We start from the raw sequence: 16617 nt of genomic DNA, 5'->3' as shown, positions 1-16617 counted from the left end.
GAGCTCGGTCAGCTCGGCCGCGTCCCGCGGGCCGCGCCGGGCCCGGCTGAACCTCAAGCGGATCGACCCGTGGTCCGTGATGAAGTTCGCCTTCGCCGTCTCGGTGGTGCTCTTCATCGTGGTGGTCGTCGCCACCTCGGTGCTCTACCTGGCCCTGGACGCCATGGGCGTCTTCCAGAGCGTCAACGACAGCCTCACCGACCTGGTCAACGCCGGCGGGCAGAGCTCCGGCGGGTTCCAGATCACCGCCAAGGGCGTGATCCTCAGCTCGGCGCTGATCGGCCTGGTCAACGTCGTCCTGTTCACGGCGCTCGCCACCCTCGGCGCGTTCGTCTACAACGTCTGCGCCGACCTGGTCGGCGGGATCGAGCTGACGCTCGCCGAGCGCGACTGACACCCGACGACGCCGGGGCACCGCCAACCGCGGTCGCCCCGGCGTCGCCGTGTCCGGCCCCGCTGCCCACCCGCCCGCCGTCGGCGCCCCCCTGGCGTGACGGCGCACGGTGTGCGGCGTGTCGCGGTGTCAGCTGTGGATCTTGTCGTGGGGCCGCCGGGGGAAAGCAGTCGCCGCCTCGTCGCCGGTACGGGTACGGTCGAGTGGGACGGGCGCCACGACCACCCCGATTTGGGACCGGACGTGGCGATGGGTTAACCTTGCTCGTCGCCACGCGGGGCTATAGCTCAGTCGGTTAGAGCGCAGAGCTGATAACTCTGAGGTCGCTGGTTCGATTCCAGCTAGCCCCACCGCACACCGTTCCGACGGCTAGTCGAGCGCGAGGGGTCGCCCCATGTTCAAGAAGCTTCTGTTCCTGGTCGGCGTCGTCGGCGTGGCCGCGCTGGTCGCCAAGAAGGTCAAGGCTTCCAACGACGAGCGCGCCCTCTGGCACGAGGCCACCACCGCGCCCGACCTGCGCTGATCCCGCTGGCACCGGCCAGCACCAGGCGGCTCCGACCGCCCTCGGGGCCCTAGCTCAACTGGCAGAGCACTGCCTTTGCAAGGCAGGGGTTAGGGGTTCGAGTCCCCTGGGCTCCACCACACCATCCGCCCTGGTGACGGGCTGTCTTCATCCTTCATCGGCTTCCCGCCGGATTGAGGATCTTCTTCGGCAGTCAGCGGGATCGTCAGCAGACCCGCCGAAGACCCGGCGCACCGACTCGTGGAAATCGCCGGGGTATGCGTGTAGCGGTTGACCGTCGTCGACGCCTGCTCATGGCCCATCACCGCCCGGACCACGTTGACCGGGACCCCGCCGGACACCAACCACGTCGCGTAGCAGTGCCGCAGATCATGGAACCGGAGTCCACCGGTCGCCTTGGTCGCTACGCAGTCGACCGCTTCCCGCTCGGTGGTGAACTCCATTGACCATTCGACGCCGTCGCGGTCGGGCCAGGTTGCGCGGAACTTGAACGGCCCGGACTCGGTGACCTGGCCCAGGAGCCCGGCCCGGACAAGGGACGGGCGCCAGACCTGACGCCGGAAGTTGCTGCGCAACATCGAGCCGCCCTCGTAGTTGGTGAAAACCCGGCTTCCCAGTTCATGCGCAACCAGCTCGCGATGGCGTCGGAGCTCCTGCTCCAAAAACGGGGCGAGCGGCACGGTCCGCCGGCTGTTGGCTGACTTCGGGTAGGGCTTGTCGGACAGGTGACCGTCAACCTCGACCACGACACGCTCGACCGTCAATGTCGACGCGTCGAAATCAACGCATCCCCACCGGAGGCCCAGGCACCGTCAGGTAGTCGGCGAGGGTGTCGCCGTCGAGCTGGGAGAAGTGCTCGACGCGGTGGCCGGCGCAGGCGATGCAGCGGCACAGCTCACCCGTGGCGGTTCGAGACTCGGAGAGGCGCCGGCGGCTGGCAGGTGTGGGCAGCCCACCTGCCAGCATGGTGCGGCGTACACGTCCGGGCAGACGCCTGCCGCTGAGCAACTGCCGCCACGCGTCGGCTGGACCAGCCTGGACCGAAGCCCAATGCGCCTCGTCCTCGTTATCGGCATTGAGGTCGCAGGAACCCAGCCGCCCGCTCGCCCCTCGCGCTGTGTTGCCGCTGGCCCGGGGAGACGCCAGACCACGGCTGGGAGGTGAGCACGATAGGCAGGGGCATGAGCGGGGAAGGTCCGGCCGAGCGAGCGGCCGAGAAGTCGCGAGAGCTTACCGAGGAGGACGACCTCCTACGAGGGACGGCGCAGCAGAAGCTAGGGGGCTTCTACGCGATCGCGTTCGGCGCTTCATTGTGGGCCTGGGACGGAGCGTTCGCGTTCGGCACGCACCGGACCATCTTCTACTACCGGCGATATGAACTGTTCGTGCTGGCCCTCGTTGTCCTCCTGAGCGCTCTCCTCCTGCGCCGCCGGGTGCATACCCACCCTTGGGTGCTGGTCCTGTTCCTGCCTCCGATAGGGCTCCTGCTGCTAAGACTCGTCGTGGGTCACCCTCACAGCGCCTTCGAACAGACCGCTGCGCGTGTGGTGAACGTTGCGACCATCGTCGTCGTGCCGTTCGTCGCGGCCATCGTCGTCCAGCTACTCGCGCCCAACTACTTCACCCTGCCGGGCCGCCGCTTGAAGGTCACCTTGGTGGCGATCGTCGCCATTGTGGCGTTGACCGGCTTCCTCGTCGGCCATTTCAATAACCGCTTCCTCGCGTGCCAAGACTTCATCGTGGCTGGCGATGATCCTCCCCCGAACTGCCACAAAGACGAGTGGTAAGCCGCTGTCCGTCACGTCAACCGGCCAGGGCGACCACGTGATCGTGCACCGCCGGCAAGGCTGCCCATCCGTCACGGTGCGACCGCGGCCCAGCGATTCAACGCGCCCGGTGGTTGGCATCCTGCCGATCGCCTCAGTGAGGTCGCGCCACGTACCAGCCCAGGTCCCCACCATCCAGTCGACCATCGAACGGGCGGATGTTTCGTCCACGAAGCCGTACTCGAACACGCGATCGAACGGCCCGGCTGCCGGCGTGTCGAGTCCCACCTGATGCTTGACGAATCCGTCCCAGCCCATGTTTGACGGCTGACCTAGATCTTCGAGCGAGCATCACCGTCAGTGATCGTGCCGGTCACCGAGCCGGGGACCCGCTCCCGCCGGACATAGTGCGGCGATGAAAGTCTCCTGGTTGGCCTCAATGTAGGCGAGTTCGCGTTGGGTCCAGGCGAGCACTTCGGCAGAGCGTGCGTGCGGGACGGAGGCCACCTGGTCCTCGAGGATGCCTCGCCAGAACGCCTCGTTGCGACGTAAGCGCTGGCGGATCGCGGCTGGTAGGCGGCCAAGGTCGGCCGGGCTCAAGCCGTAGGCGTCGGCGAGGTTCCGCACCTGGCGGGCTTGTTCTGTCGCGGGTCCCCGGTCGGGCCGTGACGAGATGCACCAGGCCCACGCCATGTACCCGACGTCCTCTAACGGGTGGCCAGGCGCCGCGAAGTGAAGTGCTGCCATCGTGGAGGAACATGGCCGGGCACGAACGACAAGATGTCACGGCCATGTTGGTCCCATCCCAGGTGCTGAGGGCAGCCGTCGAAGCCCGTCTTGGCGAGATGAGTCAGCAGTCGCGCCACGAACCGCGACGCGGGCGAGGCCGGGCGGCGCACAGTGTCACCGACCCGGACCACTCCAGCCGTCAAGCGGCCGCCGGCCAAGGGTTGCTCCACGTCATGCTCGCCGCCGTGACCCATCTCGCGACCCTAACGGCCGTCCAGACTGCATCACCTGTAAAGGCCACCGCTGCCAGGCCGGAGGCGCTACGCCCAAGGTGGGGTGTATCGGCTCACGTAGTCGCGAGCACGAGGGAGCGGGTCCTGCCAATACTGGTTCGGCATGCGGGAGTGGTGCGTCTCGCAGAAGCCAGCGAGACCGTCCGTGATCTTGACGCGCTCGAGGGGGCATCACGGCCGGTTGAGCGCGCTCTTCCAAACTGAGGGTGCGATGGGGCGGCAGCGCTACTAGAGAGCGTGCAGGTCATCGATGGTCAGCTTGATTGCGCCGGCCTCCTCCCAAACCGTTAGCTGCAAGGTCATGTCGCTTCTGCCTTCCTCCCGAGACCAGAGGTCGACGTCGACCTTCCAGGCGTCGTGGTCAGCAAGGAAGTAGGCGTCGGCGTGGTGCCACGCCTCGGGCGGCAGCGGAATGAACGTCGCCGGGTATTCGCGGGCCCAGGCGCCCAAGTCGTGGTCGGATCGCGAGTAGTCCCGCGCTAGGCCGTCGAAGTCGCCGGCGGCAATCCGTTCGACCACCTGCTCGATGATGGGTCTGAATCGGGCTGGGAGATCCCCAGCAGTCACCGGTCGAGTATGAGAAGCGGGGACGAGGGCTGTACAGCCATTCGTACAGCCAAGCCGGCAGACAGACGGGGGCGAGAAGCGGCAGCAGCCGACAGACCGAGCAGGTCAGCCGCAGCAGCCGACGCGCACCGACAGCAGTCTTGATCCTTGCAAGGCGGTGGTTAGGGGTTCAAGTCCCCTGGGCTCCACTCTCACACCCTTCACCGGGCAATTCATCATGGCAGGGCGAGTCCGTCAGCATCACGACCATGAGGTCGCTAGCGACTCCCAATGCGTAGGTCCTGGCGACAGCAACGGTGACAGCAACCGAGGTGGGCTCCGGCATACCGGGCGTTCGTCCGGGTACGTGCCGACCGTGACCTTCTCGATCGCCGCGCGGTGTCCGCGTACCGGCCAGCTCGGGGTGGGAGCCCTGACGGCCAGACCCGCGGTCGGCAAGCTCGTCGCACACGTCCACCCCGGCGGTGGTGCGGTGGCGACCCAGGCCACCCCGAACCCGTTTCTGGCCTACGACGGCCTGCCGCTGCTCGGCGAGGGCCGCTCGCCGCAGGACGTCCTGACCGAGCTGCTGGCCCGTGACCCGGGTCGGGAGGTGCGGCAGGTCGGCATGGTCGACCGCCAGGGTCGCTCGCACGCCTTCACCGGCTCCCGTACCAAGGACTGGGCGGGGCACCGCACCGGGCCGGGGTACGCGGTGCAGGGCAACCGCCTGGTGGGCCCGGAGACCCTCGCGGAGATCGTCCGGGTGTTCGAGGACAGCCGGGAACTCGACCTGGCGGAGCGGCTCGTGCTGGCCATCGAGGCCGGCGAGGAGACCGGCGGTGACCGGCACGGCGCACGGTCGGCGACCGTGACGGTGGTCGCCGATCAGCCGTACCCGCTCTGGGACGTGCGGGTCGACGACGCCGAGCATCCGGCGCGGGAACTGCGCCGGCTGCACGGCGTATTCCACGAGGAAGTGCTGCCGACCATCCAGCGGCTGCCCACCCGCGACGACCCCATGGGCGAGGCCGCCCGGAAGGCGCTCGGGGCACAGATGGAACACAAGACACCGTCAAACGTCGTCAACCAGCCAGCAACGATGGCAAGCCGCGAGGCCCTTTGAGCAAGCTTGGATAGCGTTTCCGCTGATGGCGGCACGGCATTTCTCAGTTCCGCTGCAACGTCTGATGTGATCCCGCCGCACCGTTGCGGCTCCGGCGGTCGGTCGTCCGCGTCGTAGTGAGACGGCGGGTGCGCCCTCCCGCAGTGGGACGGGGACGGTGTTGGCCTGACCGGATCGGGATTGGTCTCGCCCCGATATGGTGCGAGGCGTGATCAACTCGTACGCGAGCCTTGACGATGCCGGGGTTGCGGTAGCTGCGGCAGGTGCCGGCGCGGACGTGGTGCGCAACATGTACGGCCAGCGGCTCACCCACATCGACAAAGGCGCCGGGGATTTCGCCACCGTCGCCGATGTGGAGGCTGAGCAGACGATCCTCGACGTCATCCGTGCTGCTCGGCCCGATGACGCGGTGCTCGGCGAGGAAGGCGGGCAGCGGGGCGCGGCCGACGCCGTGCGCCAGTGGTTGGTGGATCCCCTGTGCGGCACGCTGAACTATGCCGTCGGCAACATGCTGGTGGCCGTCAACGTGGCGCTGCGCAATGGGGCAGCGGCGGTGGCCGACCCGTTCAGCGGCGAGGTCTTCTTCACTGACGGTGAGACCGCCTGGGTGCGGCGCGACGGTGTCGATGCGCAGCTGACACCCACGCCTGCCACCCGGCTGGTGGACGTCAACCTGGACCCGCCGTTCCCGAGCGCGCCCGGATTCCGGGCCGTGGACCTGCTGGCCCATCCTGGGTTCGTCGAACGGTTCCGGCCGCGGGTAGTTTCCACCACGCTGGCCTTGGCCTGGGTCGCGGCCGGCAAGCGGGCCGCATACGTCACCGACGGCGGCGACCTGGTCGAGAGCGTGCATTTCGCCGCCGGCATCGCTCTGTGCCGGGCCGCCGGCTGCGTCGTCACCGGAATCGACGGCGCCCCGATCGGGCGCGCAGGCCGCGGGCTTGTGGTGGCCGGCGACGCCGAGACCCACGGGCTGCTGATGTCGATGATCGGCAGCCGGAGCTGGAAGCTGTGACCGCACAGGTTTCCGGCCCCCGGTGGCACTGCCGAATGCGCCGAGCGCGGCCAAGCTGTGGTGGTCTCCCTGTCCAATGGAGACAGCCGGCGGTTGCTTGATGCTGTGGCCCTGGCGCAGCAGGATTGGCGCGACGTTCTGGTTGGGGCGGGGCTCGCCGATGATGACTGGGCCGACCAGCTGAACTCCGTGCTCGGTGACACCTCGCCGGGCCGGGTGCGCCAGTAGCCCGTCGACGTCGCCCAAGTCCCGAGGCCGGACCCGGCTGCCGGTGATGTGGTTCCGCGCCGCCGCCGGGGCGCGCCGGCCGTTGTGGCTGTCGCCGCTGCGGCCGTCATGCCTGACACCCGGCGGCTGGCGCGGAAAGCGGCAGCCCATAGGGCCGCCGCGGAATGACAGGCCACTGACCGGTGGGGTGGTGGGCCGGCAGCCGTCCGGGCCGCGGGGCCAGGACCCGCGCGGCGTAGGGGAGCGGCAACGGCCGCGCTGTGGTCAGTTCCCTCTCACGCAGAACTCGTTGCCGTCGGGATCGGCCAGCACGACGGCGCCGTCGTCACCGACCTCGAGCCGAGTGGCCCCGAGGGCGACCAGCCGGGCGACCTCCGCCCGCTGGTCGCCACCGGCCGGGGCGAGGTCGAAGCGCTGCCGGTTCCTCACCTCTTTCGGGGCCACGGGCGGGCCTCCCCACGCGACCTTTGTGCCGCCGTGCGGTGACTGGATCGCGGTCTCCTGGTCCTGGTCCCACACCAACGGCCAGCCCAGCGCCTCGCTCCAGAAGATGCCGACCTCCCGGGTGCCGTCGCAGGCGAGCTCCCCGAGCAAGCCACACCCGGCGAGGAAGGCATTGCCTGGCTCGATCACGCAGAACGCGTTGCCCTCGGGGTCGGCGAGGACGACGTGCCCTTCCTCGGGGCGCTGCCCGACGTCGAGGTGGCCGGCGCCGAGCCCCAACGCCGTCGCCACCGTGTGCTGCTGGTCGGCGTCGCTGGCGCTGGTCAGGTGAAGGTGCATGCGGCGGTTCGGCCCCACCTCCTCCGCGCCGCTCCGAACGAACCGGAGGCTGAGCTGGGTGTCGTCACCAGGCAGGAGCGCACCACCGGCGTCCTCGACGACATCTCGGCCGAGCAGGCCGGCCCAGAACTGCGCCAGGCGGGCCGGGTCGTGCGCCTCGAAGGTCACCGTCAGCATTCGCGAGAGCATCACTGCACGTTAGACACGGGCCAGCAGGACAACAAGGCGGTTTCGGAGAGGTCGGTGCGGGATCTCGTGCCACCCGGCCTGCCGGCGTGAGCGTTCGTCGGTCCCGTCATCGCCGCGCGCCGAGCCGGGGTACGGGCCGCGGTTGGCACCACGCCTCCGCATCGTTCCGCAGTCTCTTCCAAGTAGCTGCCGCCCCGCGTCGGTTGAGCCGGCCTGTGCCGAAGCGCAAAGCGCCTCGGCCTCGTTACGGGCATAGAGGTCGCGGGGACCCAGCCGCCCGTTCGCTCCTCCCGCTCCCTTGCCGGCTGGCCGGGGAGACGGTGATCCGCCACGGCCGGGCGACGAGCAGGACAGGCAGGGGCATGACTGGGAAGGGTCCGGCCAAGCGGGCCGCCGAGAAGTCGCGACGAATCACCGAGGGGGACGACCTCTTACGGGGGACGGCGGCACAGAAGCTGGGGGGCTTCTACGCGATCGCGTTTGGCGCCTCACTGTGGGTCTGGGACGTAGCGTTCGGCCTCGGCACGCACGGGACCATCTTCTACTACCGGCGACACGAACTGTTCGTGCTGTCTCTCGTCGTGCTCCTGAGCGCTCTCATCCTGCGCCGCCGGGTGCACACCCACCCTTGGGTGCTGCTCTTCTTCCTGCTCCCGATTGCGTTCCTGCTGGTACGACTCGCCGTGCCGCACCCCCAAGGGGCCGTGGCACAGACCGTCTACCGCGTGCTGAACATCGCTGCCATCGCTGTGGTGCCGTTCGTCGCGGGCGTCGTCGTCCGGCTTCTCGCGCCCAACTACTTCACCCTCCCGAGCCGCCGTCTCAGACTCACCGTGGCCGCGATCGTCGCCACCGTGGCGCTGGTCGGCTTTCTCGTCGGCCACTTCAATGACCGCTTTCTCACGTGTGAAGACTTCATCGTGGCCGGCGACGATCCTGCACCGAATTGCGCCCACGGCACCGAGCGGTAAGCGGCTTTCCGTCGCGTCGGCATCCAGGGCGACAACGCCCTCCCCATACCCGTCTGGCAAGCCAGTGGTGGGGTGGCAGCCGGGGAGGAAGGAGGTGCGAGCCGGTCAGACGGCAACCGCTGATAACAGTGGAAGTAGCGAGCCGGGTCTCCGCTCAGCGGCCCTGCTCGATGCTGGCGAGCAGCTCGTCGACCCGGCTCCTGATCTCGTCGCGGACCTGACGTACGACCTCGATGGGTTGCCCGGCCGGGTCGGTGAGCTTCCAGTCCTCGTAGCGCTCGCCGGGGAAGACGGGGCAGGCGTCACCGCAGCCCATGGTGATGATGATGTCGCTGGCTTCGGCCGTGTCCCAGGTGAGGCGGTTCGGGATCTGGCCGGTGATGTCGATGCTGACCTCGCGCATGGCGTCGACGGCAACGGGGTTGATCCGGTCGGCGGGTTCACTGCCGGCGGAGCGGACCTCGACGGTGTCTCCGGCGAGGTGGCGCAGCCATCCGGCGGCCATCTGGGATCGGCCGGCGTTGTGGACACAGACGAACAGGACGCTGGGCTTGTCGCTCGTCAGTGGGTCTTCCTGTCAGTTGATGGTGGGGCTGCGGCGTTCGATGAGGGTGACGTCGCGCCAGGTGCCGTGGTGGCGGCCGATGCGCTGGCGGGTGCCGACGACGCGGAAGCCGCAGGCGGTGTGCAGGGCCAGGCTGGCGGTGTTCTCGGGGAAGATGCCGGACTGGATGGTCCAGATCCCCGCCTGTTCCGTGGCGGCGATCAGGGCGTCGAGCAGCAAGCGTCCGACTCCTCGCCCGCGGGCTTCCGGGTGGACGTAGACGGAGTGTTCGACCACTCCGGCGTACACGCACCGGTCGGAGACCGCCGAGCAGGCGATCCAGCCCAGGACGCGGCCGGTCCGGTCGACGGCGACCCAGCGCTGGTCCGGCATCCGGGTGGCGGTGAACCTCTCCCAGGTCGGTGGCTCGGTCTCGAAGGTGGCGTCGCCGGTGGCGATGCGAGCCGGTAGATGTCGAGCACGGCTCCGGCGTGCTCGTCGCCCATGGCGGCGATCCTGATCCCGTTCACCGGTTCTCCTCTTCGAGCTGAGGCACGACGACGGCGTCGGCCGCGGCCCCGCTGTCGGGGTACCAGAGGGCGAGCGCGGCGACGGCGACCAGGCCGCCAGCGAGCTGGGCGGCGACGAAGCCGGGCACGGATGTCGGCATGATGCCGGCGAACGTGTCGGTGAAGGCACGCCCGATGGTCACCGCCGGGTTCGCGAACGAGGTCGACGAGGTGAACCAGTACGCGGCGCCGATGTAGGCGCCCACGGCTGCGGGCGCGGCGGCGGAGCGGCCGCTGCGGGCGAGGGCGAAGACCAGGACGACCAGGCCGGCGGTGGCCACGACCTCGGCCAGCCACAGGTTTCCGCCGGTCCGGGCGGTGTCCGACCAGGTCACGGCGGGCAGCCCGAACATGAGGTCGGCCAGGATCGCCCCGGCGATCGCCCCGGTGACCTGGGCTGCGCCGTACGCAAGGAGGTCCGGCGCGGTCAGGCCGGTGCCGGAGCGTCGCCCGAGCCACCAGTCGACGGCGGAGACGACCGGATTGAAGTGCGCGCCCGACACTCGCCCGAAGGTCAGGATCAGCGCGCCCAGGGCCAGGGCGGTGGCGATCGCGTTCTCCAGCAGTTGGAGGCCGACGTCGGCCGGCGAGAGACGGGCGGCGGCGATCCCGGAGCCGACGACGGCGGCGACGAGCAGCGCGGTGCCGACGAACTCGGCAGTGGCCCGGCGGGAAAGGGCGAGGTTCACGCGCCGGCCCCGGCGGCGGGCCGGGCGGGGATGTCCAGGAGCAGACCGAGCTGGCGGAACGCCTCGGCCTTGACCCGGTACCAGACCCAGGTGCCGCGCCGCTCCGAGTCGACCAGGCCCGCCTCACGCAGCACCTTCAGGTGGTGGGAGATGGTCGGCCCGGACAGGTCGAACGCGGGGGTCAGGTCGCAGACGCAGATCTCCGGCACCGAGGCGATCATCGACATCAGCCGCAGCCGGACCGGGTCACCCAGGGCCTTGAACATCGGTGCGACGACCTCCGCCTGCGCGGCGTCCAGCGGACTCACGGCGATCGGAGGGCAGCAGGCCACCGCTTGCAGGTCCACCACCGGCAGCGCTTGTTTCGACATGCCTCTAGGTTGACAGTCTTCAAATCAAGGTGCAACAGTGGAGTCCCTGCTTCGAAAATTGTCTAGACAAGGACGAAGCGATGATCCTGACCCGTTCCAGGAGGAGAACCATGTCCCGCGTCCAGCTCGCCCTGCGCGTTTCCGACCTCGAAGGCTCCGTCGCCTTCTACTCCAAGCTGTTCGGCGTCGAGCCGGCGAAGCGTCGCCCCGGCTACGCCAACTTCGCCGTCGAGAACCCGCCGCTGAAGCTCGTCCTGCTCGAAGGCGAGCCCGACCAGCCCACCGTCATGGACCACCTCGGGGTGGAGGTGTTCAGCACCGACGAGGTCAGCGCGGCGACCAGGCGCCTCACCGACGCCGGCCTCATCACGCTGGAGGAGAACAGCACGGAGTGCTGCTACGCCCTCCAGGACAAGGTCTGGGTACGCGGACCGGGAAACGAGCCGTGGGAGGTCTACACCGTCAAGGCCGACTCCCCGCAGTTGGAGAAGGCGACCGCGAGCGCCTGCTGCACGCCGGCCGCCGAGAAGGAGCCCGCCACCAGCGGAGCCGCCGCAAGCTGCTGCTGACCGTCGCGGCCGGCTGCCCCACCGAACCCGCACGGGTCGTGCGGCAGGCGCGACGAGGCTTGGCTGTACGGGCATCCGTACAGCCGAGCCCGTCGCCCGGGACAGCGGGCGGTGGCGGGCGCTACCTATCCTCTGCGCCATGGGCGCTCTCAAACCGTGGCATCTGCTCGCTCTGATGATCTGTGTGCTCCTGCCGACCGCGGCGGCGATCGCGGGCGGGGTCTGGGCGGTCCGTCGCTCACGCAACAGTCGATGAGCGACCCCACGCCGCAGGTCCTCCAGCTCTACTGCCGGGTGGAGGTGTCGGTCACCGACCCCGCCGCCCTGACCGCACACGCGGTGGCCCAGCTCCGCGCGGCCGACATCGACTGGTCGCGGGAGGAGGACGACCTGGCCTCGGCGGTCGCGGAACTGCGCGGCGACCCGGCCCGTGCCCTCGGCTCGGTGGCCGACATCAGCCGGATCCTCGACGACGTGCCGGGAGTGGAGTTCCGGGGCGGGGCGTGCCGGGCCGAGATCACCCGGCACGATGAGCCCGGGAGGGCGGCCGACCGGCCCTGACCGGGCGGGTGATCGCGCGGCCGACCGGAGGACCGGTACGTCGGCAGGCTAGCGTCGGGGCGTGAGCATCGGATCCCCACGCGTCCTGCCCGCCGACAGCGGCATCGCCGAGGCCGCCGCCGTCCTGCGCGACGGCGGGCTGGTGGCCTTCCCGACCGAGACCGTCTACGGCCTCGGCGCGAACGCCCTGGACGCCCGGGCCGCCGCCCGGATCTTCGAGGCCAAGGCCCGGCCCAGCTTCGACCCGCTGATCACCCACCTGGCCGACGCCGAGGACCTGGAGAAGCTCGCCGGGCCGGTGCCCCCGGCGGTGGCCGCGCTGGCCGAGCGGTTCTGGCCCGGGCCGCTCACGCTGATCGTGGACCGGCCCGCCGAGATTCCGCCGATCGTCACCTCGGGGCTGGACACCATGGCCGTCCGGGTGCCGGACGAGCCCTCCGCGCGGCCCTGATCCGGGCCGCCGGGGTGCCGGTGGCGGCGCCGAGCGCGAACCGCTTCGGGCAGCTCAGCCCGACCCGGGCCGAGCACGTGGTCAAGGGGCTCGGCGCGGCGGTGGACGTGGTGCTCGACGGCGGGCCGACCCGGTGCGGGATCGAGTCGACCATCGTCGACGCGCGCGGCGCGCAGCCGGTGGTACTGCGCCTCGGTGCGCTCGCCTTGGAGGAGCTGGTCGAGGCGGTCGGGCCGGTGAGCGTACGGCCGGGCAGTTCCGGGCAGCCGGTGGCGCCGGGGACGCTGGCCGCGCACTACGCGCCGCGTACCCCGTTGCGGTTGGTGGCGGGGGCGCAGCCGGCGCCGGCGGACGGCGGCCGGCGCGGTTTCCTGGCCTTCCGGGAGCGGCCGGCCGACGGGTACGCGGCGGTCGAGGTGCTCTCACCCGCCGGGGACGTGACCGAGGCCGCCGCCCGGCTCTTCGACGCCCTGCACCGGCTGGACGCGGCGGGGGTGACCGAGATCCTGGCCGAGGCGGCGCCCGACACCGGGGTGGGTCGCGCGATCAACGACCGGTTGCGCCGCGCCGCCGCCACCTGGAACCCGGCCGGCTGACGCTCGGATGCATGGTCCCGCGGACCGAGGGTACCGATTCAGTTATCAACCCCCGGAAAGCGAGGTGTCACCATGCCGACCGCACGCGACATCATGACCAACGACGTGACCTGCGTCCGTGAGCAGGACGACCTGCGGGCCGCCGCCAAGCGGATGGCCGAGCTGGGCGTCGGTTCGCTGCCGATCTGCGGCGACGACAACAAGCTGAAGGGCATGCTCACCGACCGCGACATCGTGGTGAAGGTTCTCGCGCAGGGCAAGGACCCGGCCAACGTGACCGCCGGCGAGCTGGCCCAGGGCGAGGCGGTGACCATCGGCGCCGACGACGACGCCGCGGAGATCCTGCGCACGATGGGCCAGCACAAGGTGCGCCGGCTGCCGGTGATCGACGGGCACGAGCTCGTCGGGATCGTGGCGGTGGCCGACGTGGCCCGGTCGCTGCCCGAGCGCCCGGTGGGCGACCTGATCGAGGCCATCTCCGAGCGCTCCTGATTGCGTCCCCTCATCGATCGCCGCCCTCCGGCTCCGCGCCGGACGGCGGCGATCGGTGTACGGAAACCGTCGCTCAGCCGGTCAGCGGCACGGTCTCGCCACGCAGGACAGTGCGCACCCCCGACACCAGCCCGCGCCGCTTCGCCTCCTCGACGAAGTGCCGCAGCGGCGACCGGAACACCGGGTAGTCGTCGTAGTGGATCGGCACGGTCAGCTTCGGCCGGATCAGCTCGACCAGGTCGGCGCCCTGCTTCGCGTCCATGGTGACCAGGATGCCGGCGATCCGGGTGCCGCCCAGGTGGATCAGCATCGCGTCGATGTCCGGGAACCGCTGCGGGATCTCGGCGAGCTGCGGGCGGCGCAGGGTGTCCCCGGTGACGTAGAGGCGGAACCGGCGCGTCCCGTCCCGGTCCAGGTCGATCATCGTGCCCATCACGTCGGGCAGCAGCCGGTCCAGCGCCCCCGGGCCGTGCTGACCGGGCAACGAGGTCAGCCGCAGGGTGCTGGACCCCCGGCTCAGCTCCCGGGACCGCCAGGTGGGCAGCCCCTCGGCCGCCCGGAATCCCCACTTGCGCAGCTTCCGCTCGGCCGCCTGGGTGGTGATGATCGGCAGTTCGCGGTCGAGCCCCTTGCGGGCCACCCGGTCGAAGTGGTCGCCGTGCAGGTGGGACAGGACCACCGCGTCCAGCGCGGGCAGTTCGGGGATGGTCAGCGCCGGCTCGGTGCTGCGGCGGGACCACAGACCCTTGCCCAGGTACGCCCGCTGGCCCCGGTGCAGGAAGTTCGGATCGGTCAACAGGGTGAAGCCCCCGATCCGGAGCACCGTCGTCGCGGTGCCGATGAACGTCACGTCCGGCTGGTCCGTCTCCACGCGTCCCACCTCCACCCCCGGCCGTACCCCGACCGGGCGCGGCCATGCGGACCGCCGCCCTACCGACCGGACGGCTCCGCCGCGGCGGGCTCGTCGCTGGCGCTCTCCTCGGCCGGCCCGTCCCCGGTCGACTCGTCGGCGGTCGAGCCGGTCGGTCCGTCGCCGGTCGGCGGGAACCGCTCGACCAGTCGGGTCAGCGCGCCGTTGGCGAAGGTGGCGCCGAGCGCCGAGCCGGCGGCGATGCCCCACCCGACCGGCCCGAGCGGGGTGCAGCCGAAGAACTGGCTCACCCCGGGCGTCTGCACCACGACGCCCAGCACGCCGAGGGAGACGGCGGTGGACGCGAGCACCATCGGGCTGTGCCGCCGGCCAGCACCGTCTGCCCGAGCTGGGTGCCGACCAGCGACACCAGCGCCACCGTGCCGGCCCGTTTGCGCCGTCCGGTGTACCGGGCGACCGTCCAGCCGGCGGTCGCGCCGAGGGTGGTGGCCGCCGCGCGCAGGCCGATCTCCCGGGTCATCGTCTCGCCGAGGGAGGTGTCCGGACCCTCGCGCAGCAGCCCGTCGGCGTGGTCGCGCCGGGCGGCCGGACCGCGATGGCCAGCGCCGGCGCCAGGTCGGTGAGCAGGTTGACCAGGAGCAACTGCCGCCCGGTCAACGCGGACCGGCCGGTCGCCGCGGCGGTCAGCACGCTGAACGCGATCTCGCCGAGGTTGCCGCCGACCAGGATGCTCAGCGCGTGGCGTACCGAGGACCACATCGCCCGCCCCTCGACCAGGGTGGCGATGATGGTTTCCAGCCGGTCGTCGGTGACCACCAGGTCGGCGGCGGCCCGCGCGGCGGGGGTGCCCCGCTGGCCGAGGGCGATGCCCACGTCGGCCAGCCGGATCGCTGGCGCGTCGTTGGCGCCGTCGCCGGTCATCGCCACGGTGCGGCCGCACTTCTGCAACGCCTGGATGATCCGCACCTTGTGGGTGGGGGTGCAGCGGGCGACCACGTCGGTGCGGGCCAGCCGCTCGCCGAGCGCGTCGTCGTCGAGCTGGTCCAGCTCGGTGGCGGTCACCACCCGCTGCGCGTCGTGGCCGTCGCTGATGATCGAGGCGATCGCCTCGGCGGTGGCCGGATGGTCACCGGTGATCATGATGGTGTGCACGCCGGCCTGCCGGATCCGGCGCACGGCCGGGGCGGCACTCTCGCGCACCCCGTCGGCGAGGGCGAGGAAACCGACGAAGACCAGGTCAGCCACCTGGTCGTCGGTGACCGTCTCGGCGGCCACCCGGCACTCGGCGACGGCGAGGATGCGGTGCCCGGCCCGGGCCCGGTCGGCGAGCATCGCGTGCAGCCCGGCCCGTCCGTCGTCGTCCAGGTGCTCGTCCCGGCCACCCGGGCTACGCCAGGCGCTGCACCGGGGCAGCACCGTCTCCGGCGCTCCCTTGACGCTGAGCAGCAGTCGGTCACCGGTCCGCCCGACGGTGGCGTGATAGCCGCGGGACGGCTCGAAGGGCAGCCCGCCGACCGCCGCCCAGCCGTCCGCGCCGACCTGCTCCACCACCCCGGCGTCCCGGGCGCCGCGCCGGACCGCCCGATCGGTGTGCTGGGGCAGCTCGTCCGGGTCGTCGGCGGCCGGGGTGGCCCGCAGCGCGGCGGCGAGGGTCCGTCGCAGCCCGTCGTCGAGCCGGTCCACCGGGGCGTACCGGCCGTCGTCGCCGACGCCGGCGAGCCGCAGGCTCCCCTCGGTCAGGGTGCCGGTCTTGTCGAAGCAGAGCACGTCGACCCGGCCCAGCGCCTCGATGGTGCGCGGGTTGCGGACCAGCGCGCCGTGCTCGGCCAGCCGGCGGGCCGCGGCCAGCTGGGCGGCGCTGACCAGGAACGGCAGCCCCTCCGGCACCGAGGCCACGGCCAGGTTCGCGGCGGTCGCCGCCGTCGCCGCCAGGGGTACGCCCCGCAGCAGTCCCGCCCCGGCCACCGCGATCGCCGATCCGGCCGCCAGCGGGAGCGCCGCGCTGGTCAGCTTGCCGAGCCGGGCCTCCACTCCGCTGGCCGGCGGTGCCTGCCCGGCCAACGCGAGGCTGCGGCCGGACTCGGTCTCGGCGCCGTCGCCACCACCACGGCGGTGCCGTGTCCGGCGGCCACGGTGGTGCCCTCGTAGAGCATCGAGTGGCGGTCCGCCACGGCGGCGGCGACCACCGGCTCGACGGTCTTGCCGACCGGCAGCGACTCCCCCGGTCAGCGACGACTCGTCCGCGGTGCCTGCCCGGCCAACGCGAGGCTGCGGCCGGACTCGGTCTCGGCGCCGTCGCCACCACCACGGCGGTGCCGTGTCCGGCGGCCACGGTGGTGCC

19 protein-coding genes, 2 tRNA genes and 3 pseudogenes are annotated in these 16617 nt (G+C 71.2%); 13 read left to right on the top strand and 11 right to left on the bottom strand.

What is annotated here, in order from left to right; all coding sequences use genetic code 11:
• The 4 genes from JNW89_RS09635 to JNW89_RS09620 form a co-directional block, all read left to right on the top strand.
• A partial coding sequence (locus JNW89_RS09635) for a DUF3566 domain-containing protein (RefSeq protein WP_238448615.1) occupies positions 1 to 394 on the top strand: 394 nt, incomplete at its 5' end.
• 276 nt (positions 395 to 670) lie between these two features.
• Positions 671 to 744 (top strand) — tRNA-Ile (locus JNW89_RS09630).
• Between the two features lie 44 nt (positions 745 to 788).
• Positions 789 to 917, top strand: coding sequence for a DLW-39 family protein (locus JNW89_RS09625; protein WP_210774060.1), 129 nt, complete (start codon positions 789 to 791; stop codon positions 915 to 917).
• 43 nt (positions 918 to 960) lie between these two features.
• Positions 961 to 1036: transfer RNA gene (locus JNW89_RS09620), tRNA-Ala, on the top strand.
• Here JNW89_RS09620 and JNW89_RS38025 read toward each other — a convergent pair.
• Complete coding sequence (locus JNW89_RS38025; protein WP_238448614.1) at positions 1007 to 1663, bottom strand: tyrosine-type recombinase/integrase; 657 nt, start codon at positions 1661 to 1663, stop codon at positions 1007 to 1009. The two genes, JNW89_RS09620 and JNW89_RS38025, sit on opposite strands and share 30 nt — an antisense overlap.
• Positions 1664 to 1697: 34 nt before the next feature.
• Positions 1698 to 1883 (bottom strand): hypothetical protein, encoded by a 186-nt coding sequence (locus tag JNW89_RS09610; protein WP_238448613.1) that lies wholly within the window; start codon positions 1881 to 1883, stop codon positions 1698 to 1700.
• Between the two features lie 215 nt (positions 1884 to 2098).
• Here JNW89_RS09610 and JNW89_RS09605 point away from each other — a divergent pair, with 215 nt between their 5' ends.
• Entirely contained in the window at positions 2099 to 2704 is a 606-nt protein-coding gene (locus tag JNW89_RS09605; RefSeq protein WP_238448612.1) for a hypothetical protein, read from the top strand.
• A 336-nt stretch (positions 2705 to 3040) separates the two neighbouring features.
• On the opposite strand, the gene JNW89_RS09600 is transcribed toward JNW89_RS09605, so the two are convergent.
• Together JNW89_RS09600 and JNW89_RS09595 are read right to left on the bottom strand one after the other, a co-directional pair.
• Positions 3041 to 3310: a hypothetical protein gene (locus JNW89_RS09600; RefSeq protein WP_238448611.1), complete on the bottom strand. Its 270-nt coding sequence runs from the start codon at positions 3308 to 3310 to the stop codon at positions 3041 to 3043.
• 623 nt (positions 3311 to 3933) lie between these two features.
• Entirely contained in the window at positions 3934 to 4224 is a 291-nt protein-coding gene (locus JNW89_RS09595; RefSeq protein ID WP_238448610.1) for a hypothetical protein, read from the bottom strand.
• A 403-nt stretch (positions 4225 to 4627) separates the two neighbouring features.
• On the opposite strand from JNW89_RS09595, the gene JNW89_RS09590 reads away from it, so the two are divergent.
• The 3 genes from JNW89_RS09590 (at position 4628) to JNW89_RS09580 (ending at position 6620) form a co-directional block, all read left to right on the top strand.
• Positions 4628 to 5377 carry a DUF1028 domain-containing protein gene (locus JNW89_RS09590; RefSeq protein ID WP_238448609.1) on the top strand — a complete coding sequence of 250 codons (750 nt, stop codon included), beginning with the start codon at positions 4628 to 4630 and terminating at the stop codon, positions 5375 to 5377.
• Positions 5378 to 5585: 208 nt separating this feature from the next.
• Positions 5586 to 6392, top strand: a complete 807-nt coding sequence (locus tag JNW89_RS09585; protein WP_375155069.1) for an inositol monophosphatase family protein — start codon at positions 5586 to 5588, stop codon at positions 6390 to 6392.
• A 57-nt stretch (positions 6393 to 6449) separates the two neighbouring features.
• Positions 6450 to 6620, top strand: coding sequence for a hypothetical protein (locus tag JNW89_RS09580; protein ID WP_238448607.1), 171 nt, complete (start codon positions 6450 to 6452; stop codon positions 6618 to 6620).
• Between the two features lie 264 nt (positions 6621 to 6884).
• On the opposite strand, the gene JNW89_RS09575 is transcribed toward JNW89_RS09580, so the two are convergent.
• Positions 6885 to 7592, bottom strand: coding sequence for a VOC family protein (locus JNW89_RS09575; RefSeq protein ID WP_238448606.1), 708 nt, complete (start codon positions 7590 to 7592; stop codon positions 6885 to 6887).
• A gap of 362 nt (positions 7593 to 7954) precedes the next feature.
• Here JNW89_RS09575 and JNW89_RS09570 point away from each other — a divergent pair, with 362 nt between their 5' ends.
• Positions 7955 to 8563, top strand: coding sequence for a hypothetical protein (locus JNW89_RS09570; protein ID WP_238448605.1), 609 nt, complete (start codon positions 7955 to 7957; stop codon positions 8561 to 8563).
• Positions 8564 to 8717: 154 nt separating this feature from the next.
• On the opposite strand, the gene JNW89_RS09565 is transcribed toward JNW89_RS09570, so the two are convergent.
• The 4 genes and pseudogenes from JNW89_RS09565 to JNW89_RS09550 form a co-directional block, all read right to left on the bottom strand.
• Positions 8718 to 9128: an arsenate reductase ArsC gene (locus JNW89_RS09565; protein WP_255540612.1), complete on the bottom strand. Its 411-nt coding sequence runs from the start codon at positions 9126 to 9128 to the stop codon at positions 8718 to 8720.
• Positions 9129 to 9140: 12 nt separating this feature from the next.
• Positions 9141 to 9613 (bottom strand): annotated as a pseudogene (locus tag JNW89_RS09560) (GNAT family N-acetyltransferase).
• 20 nt (positions 9614 to 9633) lie between these two features.
• Complete coding sequence (locus tag JNW89_RS09555) at positions 9634 to 10365, bottom strand: aquaporin (RefSeq protein WP_238448603.1); 732 nt, start codon at positions 10363 to 10365, stop codon at positions 9634 to 9636.
• The gene (locus JNW89_RS09550) at positions 10362 to 10736 is read right to left on the bottom strand and encodes a metalloregulator ArsR/SmtB family transcription factor (RefSeq protein ID WP_238448602.1); all 375 of its coding nucleotides are present in this window, start codon (positions 10734 to 10736) and stop codon (positions 10362 to 10364) included. Before JNW89_RS09550 ends, JNW89_RS09555 begins: the two co-directional genes overlap by 4 nt.
• Before the next feature lie 110 nt (positions 10737 to 10846).
• Here JNW89_RS09550 and JNW89_RS09545 point away from each other — a divergent pair, with 110 nt between their 5' ends.
• The 4 genes and pseudogenes from JNW89_RS09545 (at position 10847) to JNW89_RS09530 (ending at position 13405) form a co-directional block, all read left to right on the top strand.
• The gene (locus JNW89_RS09545) at positions 10847 to 11305 is read left to right on the top strand and encodes an ArsI/CadI family heavy metal resistance metalloenzyme (RefSeq protein ID WP_238448616.1); all 459 of its coding nucleotides are present in this window, start codon (positions 10847 to 10849) and stop codon (positions 11303 to 11305) included.
• 252 nt (positions 11306 to 11557) lie between these two features.
• The gene (locus JNW89_RS09540) at positions 11558 to 11866 is read left to right on the top strand and encodes a hypothetical protein (RefSeq protein ID WP_238448601.1); all 309 of its coding nucleotides are present in this window, start codon (positions 11558 to 11560) and stop codon (positions 11864 to 11866) included.
• Between the two features lie 85 nt (positions 11867 to 11951).
• Positions 11952 to 12913 (top strand): annotated as a pseudogene (locus JNW89_RS09535) (L-threonylcarbamoyladenylate synthase).
• A gap of 72 nt (positions 12914 to 12985) precedes the next feature.
• The gene (locus JNW89_RS09530) at positions 12986 to 13405 is read left to right on the top strand and encodes a CBS domain-containing protein (RefSeq protein WP_154940985.1); all 420 of its coding nucleotides are present in this window, start codon (positions 12986 to 12988) and stop codon (positions 13403 to 13405) included.
• A 73-nt stretch (positions 13406 to 13478) separates the two neighbouring features.
• On the opposite strand, the gene JNW89_RS09525 is transcribed toward JNW89_RS09530, so the two are convergent.
• A complete protein-coding gene (locus JNW89_RS09525; protein WP_238448600.1) occupies positions 13479 to 14276 on the bottom strand; it encodes an MBL fold metallo-hydrolase in 798 nt (265 codons plus the stop codon).
• Positions 14277 to 14335: 59 nt separating this feature from the next.
• A pseudogene (locus JNW89_RS09520) lies at positions 14336 to 16520 on the bottom strand (HAD-IC family P-type ATPase); the annotation flags it as partial.
• Positions 16521 to 16617: the final 97 nt, after the last annotated feature.

It is taken from the genome of Micromonospora sp. 4G55, assembly GCF_016803375.1.
This window is presented reverse-complemented; position numbering and strand designations above follow the sequence as displayed.